The sequence below is a fragment of the Bizionia sp. M204 genome (assembly GCF_023205095.1).
In the GTDB taxonomy this organism is placed as follows: Bacteria; Bacteroidota; Bacteroidia; order Flavobacteriales; family Flavobacteriaceae; genus Algorimicrobium; species Algorimicrobium hallyeonense.
The window spans coordinates 2,225,194-2,240,876 of sequence record NZ_CP046242.1 but is presented as its reverse complement, the minus strand read 5'-3'; the positions used below and the strand labels follow the sequence as shown (position 1 = coordinate 2,240,876).

At 30.0% G+C, this 15,683-nt stretch carries 17 protein-coding genes; 1 reads left to right on the top strand and 16 read right to left on the bottom strand.

Annotated elements, in window-relative coordinates; genetic code table 11:
* Positions 1-634: 634 nt before the first annotated feature.
* From GMA17_RS10325 to GMA17_RS10285, 9 genes are all read right to left on the bottom strand, one after another.
* Positions 635-1,138, bottom strand: coding sequence for a hypothetical protein (locus GMA17_RS10325; protein WP_248395767.1), 504 nt, complete (start codon positions 1,136-1,138; stop codon positions 635-637).
* Positions 1,139-1,280: 142 nt separating this feature from the next.
* Positions 1,281-2,246: a restriction endonuclease gene (locus GMA17_RS10320; protein WP_248395765.1), complete on the bottom strand. Its 966-nt coding sequence runs from the start codon at positions 2,244-2,246 to the stop codon at positions 1,281-1,283.
* 156 nt (positions 2,247-2,402) lie between these two features.
* Entirely contained in the window at positions 2,403-2,687 is a 285-nt protein-coding gene (locus tag GMA17_RS10315; RefSeq protein WP_248395763.1) for a hypothetical protein, read from the bottom strand.
* Positions 2,684-3,121: an HAD domain-containing protein gene (locus GMA17_RS10310; protein ID WP_248395761.1), complete on the bottom strand. Its 438-nt coding sequence runs from the start codon at positions 3,119-3,121 to the stop codon at positions 2,684-2,686. The genes GMA17_RS10315 and GMA17_RS10310 overlap by 4 nt, the downstream gene beginning before the upstream one ends.
* A 216-nt stretch (positions 3,122-3,337) precedes the next feature.
* Positions 3,338-5,482 (bottom strand): hypothetical protein, encoded by a 2,145-nt coding sequence (locus GMA17_RS10305; protein ID WP_248395759.1) that lies wholly within the window; start codon positions 5,480-5,482, stop codon positions 3,338-3,340.
* A 648-nt stretch (positions 5,483-6,130) separates the two neighbouring features.
* On the bottom strand, positions 6,131-6,718 hold the full coding sequence (locus GMA17_RS10300) for a hypothetical protein (RefSeq protein ID WP_248395756.1): 588 nt from the start codon (positions 6,716-6,718) through the stop codon (positions 6,131-6,133).
* A gap of 145 nt (positions 6,719-6,863) precedes the next feature.
* Positions 6,864-7,496: a hypothetical protein gene (locus GMA17_RS10295; protein ID WP_040254719.1), complete on the bottom strand. Its 633-nt coding sequence runs from the start codon at positions 7,494-7,496 to the stop codon at positions 6,864-6,866.
* Between the two features lie 166 nt (positions 7,497-7,662).
* On the bottom strand, positions 7,663-8,220 hold the full coding sequence (locus GMA17_RS10290) for a hypothetical protein (RefSeq protein WP_248395753.1): 558 nt from the start codon (positions 8,218-8,220) through the stop codon (positions 7,663-7,665).
* A 272-nt stretch (positions 8,221-8,492) separates the two neighbouring features.
* Complete coding sequence (locus GMA17_RS10285) at positions 8,493-9,125, bottom strand: XRE family transcriptional regulator (RefSeq protein ID WP_248395749.1); 633 nt, start codon at positions 9,123-9,125, stop codon at positions 8,493-8,495.
* A 265-nt stretch (positions 9,126-9,390) separates the two neighbouring features.
* Between GMA17_RS10285 and GMA17_RS10280 the strand changes: the two genes are divergently transcribed.
* Positions 9,391-9,771, top strand: coding sequence for a hypothetical protein (locus tag GMA17_RS10280; protein ID WP_248395746.1), 381 nt, complete (start codon positions 9,391-9,393; stop codon positions 9,769-9,771).
* Positions 9,772-9,983: 212 nt separating this feature from the next.
* On the opposite strand, the gene GMA17_RS10275 is transcribed toward GMA17_RS10280, so the two are convergent.
* The 7 genes from GMA17_RS10275 to GMA17_RS10245 form a co-directional block, all read right to left on the bottom strand.
* A complete protein-coding gene (locus GMA17_RS10275) occupies positions 9,984-11,063 on the bottom strand; it encodes a hypothetical protein (RefSeq protein ID WP_248395743.1) in 1,080 nt (359 codons plus the stop codon).
* A 128-nt stretch (positions 11,064-11,191) separates the two neighbouring features.
* Positions 11,192-11,839: a hypothetical protein gene (locus GMA17_RS10270; RefSeq protein WP_248395741.1), complete on the bottom strand. Its 648-nt coding sequence runs from the start codon at positions 11,837-11,839 to the stop codon at positions 11,192-11,194.
* Between the two features lie 204 nt (positions 11,840-12,043).
* The gene (locus GMA17_RS10265) at positions 12,044-13,039 is read right to left on the bottom strand and encodes a hypothetical protein (RefSeq protein WP_248395738.1); all 996 of its coding nucleotides are present in this window, start codon (positions 13,037-13,039) and stop codon (positions 12,044-12,046) included.
* Between the two features lie 235 nt (positions 13,040-13,274).
* Complete coding sequence (locus GMA17_RS10260) at positions 13,275-14,174, bottom strand: DMT family transporter (protein ID WP_248395735.1); 900 nt, start codon at positions 14,172-14,174, stop codon at positions 13,275-13,277.
* Positions 14,175-14,421: 247 nt separating this feature from the next.
* Positions 14,422-14,721: a type II toxin-antitoxin system RelE/ParE family toxin gene (locus GMA17_RS10255; protein WP_066757883.1), complete on the bottom strand. Its 300-nt coding sequence runs from the start codon at positions 14,719-14,721 to the stop codon at positions 14,422-14,424.
* The gene (locus tag GMA17_RS10250; RefSeq protein ID WP_248395732.1) at positions 14,714-14,965 is read right to left on the bottom strand and encodes a type II toxin-antitoxin system ParD family antitoxin; all 252 of its coding nucleotides are present in this window, start codon (positions 14,963-14,965) and stop codon (positions 14,714-14,716) included. Before GMA17_RS10250 ends, GMA17_RS10255 begins: the two co-directional genes overlap by 8 nt.
* Positions 14,966-15,291: 326 nt before the next feature.
* Entirely contained in the window at positions 15,292-15,465 is a 174-nt protein-coding gene (locus tag GMA17_RS10245) for a hypothetical protein (RefSeq protein WP_248395729.1), read from the bottom strand.
* Positions 15,466-15,683 lie beyond the last annotated feature (218 nt).

The window sequence follows — 15,683 nt, the reverse complement described above, 5'->3', positions numbered from 1 at the left end:
TCGGAAGTGCGTTATGTTCCGTAACAGTGATAAATCGGAAGAATAGAGTGAGATCTTTTTTTAGAAATTTTGGGGTACAGCAATGGTTGCCAACGGTAAGTGTATGAAATGGGCGAGTTTGCGTCCGAGGATTTTCCGCAGGAAAATCGGAAGGTAGCAAACGCACATTTACACTTGATTAGGGACTAAAATAAGCATTTTTTATACACCATGTTACCTACAGTAGTTTTTCAATATTTCTGACTTAAAATTCTGAAAAAAACGAAACTTTAAACTGGGCAATAAATGGCTATTTAAAACGAAGTGTAAAGGTGCTAAAAATCGGCGTAATATTCCGTAACAGTGGCAGGTCGGAAATCATAAAGATTAACGCAACAGTGATAAATCGAAAGTGTAAAATGTTTGTTCAATCAAAAGTTTTATCCGTTTGAGTGCGATCAGATTTGCCGTTTAGTTTTGCGTAAGAATGGTGAGTTTTTATGGCGTTACGCTATTGTAGGTAACGGTTTTGTGTATGATTTTTGGCGTGTTTTAAGCAACTAATTTAGCAAATAAATCACAGATAGAAAATCCGCGAGGATTTTCGTAAGTAGGCTTGAACTAGCCATTAATTATACACGTTGTTGGCAAATCGTTATTTTTTTTCGGTTAGTTTTTTAAAATTCAGTTCATTTTCCCAGCAATATTCATATTTAGATTCACAATTTAATTTAAATCCGTTTTTTGATATTTCTCCGTTATATTTTAATTGACCTTTTGAAATTCCATTTGTAGAGTCTTTCTCTAAATCTATTTTATGCTTTACAATTCTCATTCGTGTAGTTTCGTAAAGTTCTCTGGTTCCAATTTCAAAGCTAATTCTCTTTTTTTCTATATTCAATTTTTCCATTTTGTTTCCATAAAAGAAAACGCCATGTCCGCCACTATCTTCCGTTCCGTAATAAAGTCCGCTATATTTTCCATTCAGCGTGTCAATTACTATATAATGATTTTCGGATTGTTCAGATGTTTTGTATTCGTAAATACCAATTAAATTAGAGTTCAGTTTATAAGAATCAGTTTTTAATTCCGCTGATTTTTTGTCAGAATTACAATTCATAAAACTCAAAATTAAAATCAATAACGAAATTTTTTTCATAATGTTTGCCAACGGTTTTGTATATGGTTTGTTGCGTGGATTAGCACGTAATTTAGCAAATAAAAACCGAATAGAAAATCCGCGAGGATTTTCGTAAGTAGGCTAGAACTAGCAATAAATTATATACGTTGTTAGCCACTGATTATTTACCGCTAAATTTTTTTGTCTTCGTATTGTAAGTTAATAAAGATTTCAATTTTTCAGATTCCCCTTTTTCATTTGTTGCGAAAAATGTTAATTCCTCATTTTTGTCTATTATAATATCACTTTTTATATTTCCTCCAACGTCTATTGTTATAGATTTTGTAATATCATTTTCTTTTGAACCTTTAACAATTCTCCCGCTTAAAATTGTAGCATCTCTTTTCACGAATTTTCCATATACACTTGATGTTAATCCAAAAAGTTTGATTTTTTCGATATCTGTCGATTTTATATAATAATCATTAAAGTCAAGTTTGAATTGTATAGGGAAAGATTCGTCTTTTTCCGTTTCTTCCAATTTTATCCATTCAACAATAGCAAGGTTCATAATTACCCTTTTATTATTTTCAATAGCCTCAATTAAAAGCGTTTCTATTTTAATAGGTTCATTAATGTTCTCTCTGTAAACAATTCCATTAAACTCTTTTAAAATAGTATCTAATATTTCCTGTGTAGTATCTAAATATAGAGTTGGTGCGATAAATTTTGACTCAATTTGAAGTCCCATTTGTTTTATTGGAAACCAACTTTGAATATCTTCTTTTTTGAGTTTATTTGCGGTATGTAATTCAATTCCGTAATATTTTGCTGAATTTATTGCGTCAGCTTGATATCCGTTTGTACTAACAAAAACTTTCTTATTAATTTGTTTAATCCTATCACATTTCGATTCGAATGCTTCAATTTCTTTAACAGGAACTTTTTTATTATAATCTTTACATTCAATCGCAATCTTAATTTCAAAATCATTTATTGAGGAAACGATTAATATGTCAATTTCTCGCTTCTGACCGCTTTCGTTTTCGATTTTATAATTATTAAAAATTTTTGTGTTTTCAGAATCTTTTAAAGTCTCTTGGATAAGTCGGATAGTTTTTTCTAACGATTTTCCATTGTTCTTCATAGTTTCTGGTAATTTGTGGCTAACGTCTCTGTGTATGATTTCGTTGCGTGTTTAAGCACTAAAGTTAGCAAATAAATCACAGATAGAAAGTCCGCGAGGACTTTCGTAAGTTGGCTATAACTTGCAATGAATTATACACCTTGTTAGCTACAGTTTTTATACGTTCCAATTGAAATTTAGCGCTTTACATTTCGGACAAATCACATATTCTCCTTTAAGGTTATCAACTTTGCAACGATTACATTTTCCGTATTTTGTGTTGATATGCATAAAATTAAATTTAGCATCAATACTTTTGATATTGTGTAGTGATTCTATTTTTGTGATTAATTCTCCGAGTTTTTTATTTGCTTTTAAATCAGATAGTATCTTTTTTTGTTCAAGAGTATATTCAGGAACTTCAAATGCTCTATCAGAACATTTTTGACAATTTCGTTTCATATTTTTTCAATAGCCTCTTTTAATTTTTCACTATTTAAGCCTTTTGTCAATTCAGTCAAAATCAGACTTTCTTTTATTCCGCTATCCAGTCCGTTTAGTGATTTGTCATCATCTATTATCAGAAAGTCAGACGCTTTAAATTCCGTTATAAATTTTAGGATTTCCTCTTTTCGATTTCTGCAATCTGCGTATTCTGGTAAAAATCCAACGATTTCTTTTTTTATTCCACGATTTTTAAAAATCAGATTAAATTCATTCAGAGTTTTCACGGTTCGACGATTTGAGCTCAACCAAATGTCAAATTCCGCAAGAGTGAGAAGTCTGTTTAGATTTTCAACACAAGATTCATTAAATTCAGAATATCCATCCGAGTGAATTCGGTCGGCTTTCCAAGATGGATTTGTTATTAGAACTCCATCTAAATCTAATATCAAAAGTTTGTCGTTTCTCAAATTGTAGCTAACGGTTAGTATATGAAACGTAGCGTATAAATATGTACTAATTTTCGGGTTATAACGTAGCCAAATTTACGAATTTTGTTTTTAATTTTCACTAAAGCCAAATTTGTAAATTTGGCGGTGCTTGCAAATAGGCACGAATCTTTATTTTGGCATTAACTAGCTATGTTTTATATACATTGTTAGGTGCAGTTATTTCTTAAATAATCTTCCAAAAAAGCCTTTCTTTTCCTTCGTTTTTATATCCGCAATTTTATCTTCAATCTGTTTGACTTCTAAATCTTCTTTTTCAATATTATGTGTAGTTATATTCGAGTTTTCCTTTTCAAACTCTTTAAAAATACTACTTTCAAAATCATTGTTAAATTTATTTACTTTTCGGTGTACTACCAATTCATTCTTATTCTTATAAATTAAAAAGTTGTTTGCAGAAAATGTAACTCTACCAATCCCATAAACATGACCTATATTTTCAAAATCTTTATTCCAAACAAGTAGACAGTCACTTACTTGAGTTATTATATATTTGCCGTTTTCCAAAAAGGAAATTTTTGAAATATCATAACCTCTGTTAATGAATAAATTTTGATTTTCGTATTCAACTGAATATGGTTTGAAATAGTTTTCAGTTGTGTTTCCATTTGAAATGGTTGTAGTAAACCAATTGAAAATCTTAAGTGAAGATTCGTTTGGAATTAATTCTTTCCGTTCAAACTTTTTAGTGTCCCAAACAACATATTTTCCGTGGTCAGCACCTCCAATAATGTGTTTTCCGCCAGGAGTAAATTTACACGTTGATAACCCAAAATTATGGTTGATATCATTATAAAAATTCTCTTTATAGTTTTTAAGAAAAGTTGGATGTGCCCAAAGTGTCTGTTTTTTTTTGTTTTCTAAATTATATAACTGTGATTTAGTAGAATAGGAATGAAGAAGCATTAATTTTCCATCAGGAGACAAAGCAATGCTTTCATTTCCATTTCCATACTTATAATTTTCTTTTACATTTCCTTTAAAGTCAATTATATCAACTGAATTTTTTTCGGATAATGCAATGTACTCTTTTCTTGCAAGATTTAATTTTAATATATTATTGTCAAACGAATTAGTTGAAATTAATTGACCTTTTTCATCATATATTGAATGATAAGTATGCTTGTAATTAAGTAAATATAAAAAATGATATTGCTTTTTAGAATTATCGAAGTTTAATTCTTTTATAAAAAGCGAAATTTCATTTGTTTTGAATTTAGTTTTGTCAAAATCAAAAATGAGTTCAATTAATTCATCATTTTCTGAAAGTAAATAGTTGTCGCAAGAAAAAGTATTAGAATTTTCAATCCATTTAACTTTTGAATTACTTAAATTATTTTTAAAACAATCCTTAATTTCTAATTTTCCAATATTTTTAATATTTCCATTAGCATTAATTTTTATGACTTCTTTTTCTTCTGTAATAATTAAAACTTCTCCTAAATCGTTGATGTCAAAAGAGTCGACTTCTAATAGACTTGAATCAAATCTAAAATGTTCCTTAAAACCTAAATCAGCTGATAATTTTATCTTTTCTTTTTTAGATTCTAATTTTTTAAGTTCTCTTTTGAATGGGTTTTCTAGCTTTAGGTTGAAAAATATTTCAATTTCGGATGCGAATTTTTCAAGACTTTGTATTGTCTTTTTTGTTTCTTCTACTTTTTCTGTGTTATCAAAGTCAATTTGGTTTTTAATATGATTGTATTTTTCTAAATAGACAACTTTAGCTTGCTCATTTTCTCCTTCAAATACTAGAAGTCTTAAATAATCTCGAAATGCTTGAGTTTTGTTATTGTATAAATCTTTTGCAGTATTTAGGTTGTCAAAAGATTTTATAATTTCAGCTAGTTTTTTTTCAAATTCTAAAAATGTTATTCTTTTATCATTATCTTCTCCAATCAGAGATGAAGTAATATAGTTTTTGAATTTCCTACTTTCTGTAGGTGTAAAAAAATCATCTTTGTTTAATGTGTTGAAATCAACTAATTCAATACATTTTACATTTTCTATTAAGTGTCTAAAGTAAGAACGTGATTTTATTTCTTTCTTAATCCATTTGTCAAACTTTGGAGATTCGATATTTGCATTAATATGAAATTTTAGATATAATTCATCCGTATTCTCATTGAATTCAAGTGGGGAATGAGATGTTCCAAAAGATATGATTTGGTCGAAATTGCCTATTGTTCGTTTAAAATGCTGTTTGCTTTTTAAGTATTTAAAACCAATAGATTCTAACTTGCCTAAAAGACCATTCAGGACAATTTTTTCACTTAATTTTTTTAATGAATCTGCTTTTATCATTTTTTGGTAATTGCACCTAACGTGTTTGTGTATGATTTGTTGCGAGAATTTAGCTAATAATAACTTAAAAAAACCAAGCTTTTACGCTTGCGTGGTTTTTCGCAAGAAAAACTACAAAAGCAATAAAATATACACGGTGTTAGCAAAATGTAGCTTTTTGTTTTCAATTAACTTTCACGCTTTTCAAATATAATTTTTTTCATTTTAATTCGGCTTAAAATTCCGATTTATTTTCCGCTTTTTCTAATCTTGTTAAACTCTATTTTTTTAGTCACACAAAATTCACGCATTTTGTTCCGTGCAGTTTTTCATTCAGCGTAATTCAGATTTCAAGAGTTTGCAAAAATTCGCACGCATATTTTCCGTTCAGATATTCATTCCCATTTTATGAAGCAAATTTTTTCCCGCGAAACAAGATTCCCGCAAAGATCTTCTCCCTTTTTTCAGCCAATAAATTCAAATTCGGCTTTATTTTTCTTTCTAAAAAGTCAAAATAATTCGTTTGTAAGATTTTTCCCACGTGTTGATTGGGCTATTTTTGCTAACGGTTTTGTGTATGATTAGTGGCGTGTTTAAGCACCTAATTTAGCAAATAAATGCCGAAAAGAAAATCCACTAGGATTTTCGTAAGTAGGCGAGAACCAGCCATTAATTATACACGTTGTTGCCAATAGTTATTTTTATTCGTTCAATATTTTTATTTATTTCATCGTTCTGGTTAAATTCAAGTCGGTCAATTACGATTCCACATTTTCCTTTTTTTATTTCCGCATCAACAATTCGTTCCAAATAGTAAAATTCGTTTGCACTTACTCCGTAATAATCAAATATCAGAGTATCATATTTTTCAAAATCGCATTTAATAGCTAATGCTTTACTTTTTCCGATTGTCAGATTATACACTTTCTCTTTAGAGTCTAATTCTAAATATTCAGCTATCATTTTCGCTTTAGTTCCGTCAACATTTAGTTTTTCCGTTATATAATCTTCAACAGTAAGTGATTTCATAAATTTCTGAAATTTACTTTCTGAATATTCTTTTGACAACTTTATTTTAGGGATATTTTTTACGAAATGATTTATTAACTCATTTCGGAACCTTTGAACTAAACTATTTCCTTTTGAATCAAAATTCGGCACGCATAATCTTATGAGTTTTCCAGATTCCATATCAAATTCAGGAATTAAAATTCCCTTAAATTCAAATTTTGGACTATGAAAAATGGTGTTCGTCATAATTATTGGCAACGTGTTTGTATATGGTTTGTTGCGTGGTTTAGCGCGTAATTTAGCAAATAAAAACCGAATAGAAAATCCGCGAGGATTTTCGTAAGTAGGCTAGAACTAGCAATAAATTATATACGGTGTTGGCAACTGGCTTTTATTCTGTTTTCCATAGTTCCCACCATTTTCGGTTTTCAACTTTTGTTTTCTTAATTTCTGCTTTTTTTATTGAATCTGACTTTTGTAATAAATCCTTTCCTTTTTTTATAATTAGTGTTTCTAAATCAAGCTCATAGTTTGTCTTGTTGTATTTATCTCCATAATCTCTATTACTCCAGTCATAAAGTTGACCTTTTAGAATTCCATTTTCAATACGGTTATTTCTTATTCCGTCCCAACACAAACTCTCAATGTATTCTATATCATTCGGTTCATTTACTATTGCTATTGAATTGGAACTTAAAATCAATATCAGTTTGTTTTTATATTTTAAAATTTCTGAAACATAATCTATCTCCTTAATTGGATTTATTGTTTCAACGTCAACAATGTAATTTGTGTTTAATTCGTTTTTTGTTGATATGAAAAAATATCTGTTATCTTTTAAATCAATTATTTCAATTCCCTTTTCAATTTCTCCTTGGAATCCATAAACCCATTTTTCTCCATTTTCTTTATAGAATTCAATTGGGATACAGTATTCAGATAGACAACCGTTAATAGCCAAATATCCATCCAAATATGCTGGTGGATATTTTAATACTTTATATGGTTTTTCTTTTTCGGTCACTGTTTTTTCAGCTTGTTGCCAACGGTCTTGTATATGATACGTTGCGTGGTTTAGCACGTAATTTAGCAAATAAAAACCAGATAGAAAATCCGCGAGGATTTTCGTAAGTAGGCTCTCACTAGCAATGGATTATATACGTTGTTGTGGTGTCGTTTTTTTACTTTTATTAATAATCAAATTTATATGTATTTGTTGTTTGTTTTTTCGTCCAATTTTTAAATTCTAAATTTACAATCACTTCTTGAGTTCCGTGAATTTTTTCTTTAAAATCAAAAATTGTAAAGTATTCAATTCCATATTTTTTTAATACTTCATCTATTTTACTTTTTTCCCATTCTGCTTTTTTATATTTTTTCCTAAATCTTTTCAGTTTCGAGTAAGCAACTCCGAGGAATGTAAATCCACTTGCAATTATTCCAATTTTCACAGTCCAAAGAAAAAGGCTGTATATAGTCCAACTAGAAAATAAATATCCGCCAATTATTAATGAAAAACCAATAATTATATTCGAGTAAAAAGTCAAATGTGTTGATTTTTTATTTCTGCGTTTTATTTCCAATTCGAGATTAGCAATTTCTAGCTTTTCTTGAAATCTTTTGTCAAGTGTAATTTTTGAACAAGTATTGTCAAAATCAGGTTTTTTATTGGTCAAATTACAAGTCAATCCGTTTTCAAGACTCGTTATTTGGTTTTCGCATAAATCACAATGTCGTGAAAAATTCATTAAAATTTCGGTTCGGTTTTAGTCAGTTTTTGATGTTAGCGTTCGTTTTGGGAAATGCACCACAACGGTCGAGTATATGAAAAGTAGCGCTGAAAAAGTGCGCTATTCATTCGGTTGAACACAAGCCGAATTTTTAAATTTTTTTATTTATTTTTTTTTCTCAAATAGCCAAATTTAAAAATTTGGTGACTTCGAAAAAGTGCCCGAACCTTTGTGTTTGCAACTGCTCGCGCTATTTTTTATATACATTGTTGCCCACAGTACTTTCTGCGTTATGCTATTTCAATGTTCAGATTTTTTCCAAGTCCAAGTTCAATCAGTTTGTAATAAGTGGAAACTTGAATATCGCTCAATCCACGTTCAATTCGGGAAATGTAGCTCTTTTTTGTTCCGGTTCTTTCAGCAAGTTCTTCTTGTGTTAAGTTAGCCTCTTTCCGAGCCTCTTTTAACATTACTCCAAGTCGGAATGCAAGTGAATCAGCGTCATACTTATCACGCTTTTGAGTTCCTTTTTTTCCGTATGTTTCAATGAGGATGTCCTCAAAATCAGTTACATTTTTCATATCAGTTATTTTTTTTCTTTGAGATATTCTTTTTTCAATTTTTAAGCGAGTTTGATTTATTTTCTCGGTGTCTTTTGGGTTTTTTTTCACGAATGCGTTTGCAAGCACAACTAAATTGCCATCATCGAAAAAGCACAAAATCCGAATACTTTTAAAAGTTGTAATTACACGTACTTCATAAATTCCGTCAGTATTTTCGAGATACTTAAAGAATTTTTTCGGCACTTGTCTTTCAAGCCGAACAAGGTCCAAAACATATCCTATTTTTTCCTTAACATTGTCTTCTTGAGCTTTATAAAACTCGGGAAAATGTTTTCCGTATGCAATTACTTTTCTTATCACGCAACAAAGTTAACTAATTAGTGTACTAAATTCAAATAAAGTTACAGAATTTTAATGAAAAGATGGTTTCCCAGTATTGTGGGCAACGTAAACGTATATGGAAAGTTGCTGTTTTGTGTGCGAGGAATTTCGGCACGAAATTCAGAAGTAACAAAACAAGCAACGACCACCGATTAAACACAAGCCCAGCAATTTTATATATACAGTGTTGGCAATATGTAAAAAACAGCCTGACCGACGAAGGAGGGCATAAAAAATAAACATTATGAAACAAAATGAATTAAGAGTTGGAAATTACGTATCGCATCCAAGAAAAAAAATTGATACAATTAAAGGTGTAAACTCAAACGACCACGGCTACTATGCAACATTTGATAATACACATGAAGGATATTATTTTGAAAACGAAGGATTTGAGCAAGTTTCTGGAATACCAATAACAAAAGAATGGTTGTTGAAGTTTGGATTTAAATTTGAAGCTCCTTTTTATAGAAATGACACTTTTCAAGCTAAAAAAGATAAGGACAGTTTTTTAGTTTACCAATTTAGTGATTTTTTAAGAAGGGTATATTATGTACACCAATTTCAAAACTTATACTTTGCATTAACAGGACAAGAATTAGAAGCAGTTGAGCCGACCGAGTAATGGCTGTTTTTTATTGTTGCCAACGGTTTGTATAAGAATAGTAAGGGATTAAAAAGTACTTACTTTCAGATTTAGCACTTAGCCAAGTTTACAATTTACCTATTATTTTTCTTTTAACCGTTAAATTGTAAATTTGGCGGACTTTGTTAATATACACCAACTTTGGGTATGGCACTTAACCCTTATTATTTTTATACTTTGTTGGCAACAGGCTATTTGTAATAGGTATTTCCCTCTCTATCAACATAGCCATTCCTATTTTCTCCACTAGGACCTATCTTTTTAAACTTGGCTAAATTAAATTTAAACGGTTCTAATTCCAAGTATATAGTTGGCGTAATATTGTAATATCCATATAGATTATTTCTCATCACTTTTATAGGTGTTTTATTTAAGTCTATTGAGTCAAAATATTCTATTCCATATTGGTTAGATAAAATTCCAAAATAAGTTCCAAAGTCTATAATAACATCTTCTTTTTCTGGAAAATTATCATCATATTTTAATTTGCGTTTTTTGTTTAAAAAATAAATATCTTTCACTTTTGCTTTGTTTACTGAATCAATAGCATCGTAATTATGGAAATCATAATTTGTAAACCCAACCGCTTTTTTTAAAGTATAATACTTTTCAGTTTCTTCTATTTTAAGACCATAGGTTGTAACATTCCCACATACTTCATTACATTTTGTTTTTGTGTCTGGAGCATTTTTGAGTTTATTTAATTCTGCATCATAATATTCAATTTCGGTATTTTTGTTTAGTACTTGAAAGCCATTGTTTATTCTGGAAATATACTCAATATTTTGTAATAGAAGTTTTCCGTTTTCATCGCTAACTGCCAGTCTTCTATGAGATATCTCATTAACTTTGTAATGTTTTCCTTGAATAAAAAGATTCCAAGAGTCTTTTACAGGAAATGATTTATAAGATTCATCTATTATTTTAGTGTTTATTTTTCTAGGCAGTTTAATATTCTTCATAGAACCTTTTGAATATAACTCCTCTTCATTCCAAAAGAGCTCGTTAATATTTGAAATCATATCGATAGAAGAAGAACCAACCACTTTATTTTCTAATTCATCGTAAAGATGTATTTTTCCACCTGCATCTCCGAACTTTGAAAATGGAATTTTCATATCAAAATATTTGTCTCTTGATGCGTAAATACTATACTGACCATCTGGACTATGACGCCTATAATATTCTCCTTCTGTTATATTACTAAACCAGTAAAGAGCAATAAATGTGCAGATTAGTATTCCTAATATAATTTTATAGGTAAGTTTCATTTTTTAGCTTGTTGCCAACGGTTTTGTATAAGATTAGTTGCGTGGTTTTAGCACCTAATTTAGCAAATACAAACCGAATAGAAAATCCGCGAGGATTTTCGTAAGTAGGCTTGCACTAGCAATTAATTTTATACATTGTTACCTGCTGGCTTTTTACTTTTTATTAATAAATATATTCCATATCCGATAAAACCAACTGCCATTAAAACAGTAATTATTTTTTCGTTTAAATTGTCTTTACTTGCTTTCCAAAACCAATAACCAACTAATATTCCAAATGAAATAAATCCAATTCCCCATAAAGTTAAATTATTTTTATTCCATTTGTTTTCAGCTTGTTTATTGCGTTTCAATCCCTTAATTAATTCTTTTCTCAATTCGTAGTAATTGCTATAAGAAGTTGATGATATTTTATAACTGAAATTTTCACTTATCAAAGTCAAATCTTTCCATTTCATATAACCAACTTCATAAGAGTATTTTGCATTTTCTTTTTCAATTTCGGTATATGATTTGAATTCGGATAAAGCAATTGTCTTTTTAGTAAAACCAGTTATTGATTTAAAAATCAATTTTCCGTTTGTGATTTGCAAAGTATCATAATTTAAAATCCAATATAAAGAGTATAATCCTAAAGCTAGAAATGGAATTCCAATTATCCAATTTCCTTTAATAATCAATATTGTTCCGAATATTGTAGCCAAAAATCCGCCAATAATCAGTATTAAAACTGATGATAATTTCGGTTTTGATGTTATTTCTTTATGTGTTTTCAATTTTCTTTTCAGCTTGCAGGTAACGGTCTTGTATATGGCTCGTAGCGTGTAAATTAGCGATTGTTTTTCGGTTAAGCACGAGCCGAAATTTTTAATTTTCTTATTATCTTTTTTATCAATAAGCCAAATTAAAAAATTTGGCGGACTTGCAAATATGCCATATCTTCGATTAATCAACTAATTAGCTATGAGCTATATACGTTGTTACAGCACGTTATTTTTCGCAATTATTTTCGACAATGTTTTGTGTTCCATAACTCCGTCATATAGTTTCTTATTATATTCATTGATGTCATCTAAATTTTTGTCAAATTGTTCAAAGTATTGATAAATAGCATTTGGAAGTTTTGAATTTTGTCCAAACAGTTCTGAAAAATACAGGTTTGCGATTTCAAACGGATATTTTAAAAAGTCAACAAACGTAATATTTAGGCCATAATTCTCTTGAACATTATCGCTATAAAATTCGATTATATTCGCAAGTCTTATTATTGTGTGAGGATGAGTTTTTTCTTCAAGGTAAAAATTATCATCAATTTCCGTAAAAGTTATTTGTCCATTCTGGTTCATAACTTTGAAGTAATGCAAAAGAAAAGTAATTGAAATACTTCCAAGGGCAAGGAAAAACAGGTCTTCTAAATTTCGTTTGGTTTTGTTCTCAAGCTTTTCATAAACATCAAAAACGTAATCCATTACCATTCTGGAACCAATTCTATCAGCATCGAATTCGTGTAAATGTCTGTTAAAATCGAATTTATTCGAAGTATTTTCAGAAAATTCAAATTCCTTTTCATCAGACTGAATTAAATGCCTAAACTCGTGATGAAAAGTAAAAGTCATTGAACAGGTTGTTAAAAATTTATTTACATTAAAATTCTTCTGTTCTATTAATGAATTATATTTTGATGAAAGTCTTGGTTTCTCAAATATTGACAGTCGATTAAACTTGTCTGAAATCATTTTTGGATATGCGCAACTGATTTTCATAAAATAATTTCCTTTCGAGAATGTTGCGGATGCAGAACAAAATCTATAATTGTCAATGTAAAAATGAATAGGTTTTAATTGATGTTTATCTGAATACTCGTCCAATAATTTATAAAAAAAGGAATAAAAACTCTCGTATAAACTTATTTCACCATCCGTCAAATGGTCAAATTGGAATAAGTCATTTTGGTCAATAACTTTTATTTTTTCCAAGTTTTTAATTCTATTACGGATGTTCGTCATAATGTGCTGTAACGTCTCTGTATATGGCTCGTAGCGTGCAAATTAGCGATAACTATTCGGTTAAGCACGAGCCGAATTTTTTAATTTTCTTATTACCTTTTTTTCAATAAGCCAAATTAAAAAATTTGGCGGACTTGCAAATATGCCTTTACTTCGATCAAGCAACTCATTAGCTATGAGCTATATACGTTGTTGGGCGCAGTTTTTATTCTTTTTCCAATGATTTATTTTTCTTTTCTCTAATGAGATATACACTAATCAAAATTAATAATCCACCGATTGCATACCAAACTGTAAATTTCTCTTTGTCCAAAACGCCCCAAATTACCGCAACGACTGGTAATAAAAGTGAAATAGTACTTACAAAAACTGCAGAGGTATCTTGAACAAGCTTGAAAAACAAAAACATTACCAAAGTAGTGCTAATGACGGTTAGAAAGACTAAATAGCCTAGAGCCGTTAAAGTTTCATTTTGGCTGTAATCAATGTCTGTAAAAAAACCTGTAAAACTTAAAATTAAAAGAGACGGCACCATCCAAATAGTGTAAATACCTGTTGATATATCTGTCGATTTTATGTGATGTAATTTTTTTTCAATAATGAGTGCGGCAACGGCATAAAGTGCCGAACCTATAACCAATAAAACCGTATAATAAAGATGATTTTCGCCATTTCCTGAATTGGAAGAGTAAACTAAAATGATCGCACCTATAAATCCAATTATTGCTCCAGCATATTGAATAACTTTATTTCTGATTCCAAACAGAATTGCTCCTAAAACGAGTGTGAATATTGGGTCTAATGCATTTATGATGCCTGCCAATGAGCTACTTACGCCTTGTTGTGCAATAGGAAAAATAAAGACCACTAAAAAGTTACCAAATAATCCTGATAGAGCAATCCAAAAAACATCCTTTTTTGACATTCTTTTCAAAGCTGGGAATCCAATAAATGACAAAAGCAAGCCTGACAATCCTGCCCTAAAAGCTCCGATTTGATATGGGTCAAATACTGGTAGTAATTTTTTTATGAGTATAAAAGAAGAACCCCAGATTATAGCAATAAAGATGAGTAGAAAATATTTATTTTGAATGAATTGCCTCATAAAGTGTCTATATTTTTTTTAATTCGACAAATTTAATCTTTCGATTTGTATATAATCATTCAATCAAGTTTTTTTTCATTGACTTTCATTGGTTTTTTAAATTGCGCCCAACGGTCTCGTATAACCGTCAGTTACGGGATTAAAGATAATGATTTTCGGTTAAGAACTGACGTTAGCAATTCCGAGTGGATTCGGACGTAGTCGAATCCGCCGTAATTGCGGTTATACATTGTTGGGTGTAGTTTTTTTATTCGGTTATTCTATTTTTTAAATCCATTTGTCCGTGTAAAATTCTCGTAATTTCAATCGGTAGGTTAATTCGTTTTCGGTAAAAAATGATATGCCGGCTTGTTTTAAGTCCGAATAAGTCATTGGTTATTCCCTCGTAATTTTTTCCTAAATCAGGATTATTAGCAATGTCTTGACAACTATCTAATAACAAGTTATAATATCTATCAGCTTGTTGTTCAGACCACTTTTCAATTGTGTATTCCCAAATTCCAGTTAAATCTTCAACAGCTTTGTTGGTCAGTTCATATTTAGCCATTCTTTTTATGTCTAGCTTTTAATTCCTGAAGATGTTTTTCTGGGTCAAAATCGTGTGCAATCCCACTGTCAATTCCTTCTTGGATTGCATTTCTCAAAGCAATGACTTTACTTTCTTCGTTTTCTAAAAGACGTAGTCCAGCTCTAATTACTTCACTTATGTTTTTGTATCGTCCAGCAGAGACTTGGCTGCTCACAAATTGGTCAAAATAATTTCCGAGTGATATTGATGTGTTCTTACTCATAATTCAAATATTTACTCAAAAGTACCAAAAATTGGTAAGTTTTCCAAATTACACCCAACGTGGTTGTATAAGAATAGTTGCGGGTTTGCGTGCGAGGAATTTCCGCAGGAAATTCAGATGTAGCAAACACGCAACTACCTTTTGATTAAGCATTAAACCGCAATTATTTTTATACGTTGTTAGCTTTTAGTGCTTTTTATTCAGTTAGTTATTTTCAGATTTTGAGTAAATTCAGATGTTTTGTATTCCGCAAACTTATTCAAATTCCGTAATATTTATAATTCAGATTTTCAGTGAGCAATTCCGTCACTTGCTAAATTCAAAATTCACTTTTTTGGTGCTATTGCATCAACTACAATATCTATTAGACCACTAATAAAACTACCGGCTTTTTTTCCACCTTTGTATGGTGGTGCTTTTGAAAAGTCGTCATCTAAATTCTTAATATTATTTTCTATTGCACTTGCTTTCTTTTGTAACCAGTTCTTATTTTCCGCCATTTTCTTCTTTTTTATTAGTTTTTACCTTTTTTCCGTGTTCAATAGCATCTTGTCCAAGTTTTGCTCCAGCTCCGAGTGCAAAAAGAGCAGTAACAGCTTATATTCCAAATTTTAATAATTCATTCATTTTTTGATGTTTTTTTCTGTTTAAGGTTTTAGTCTATTAAAAAAGACCTTTGATTCTATAAACTTGCTCCAGCATTAAAGCTAACGGTCTC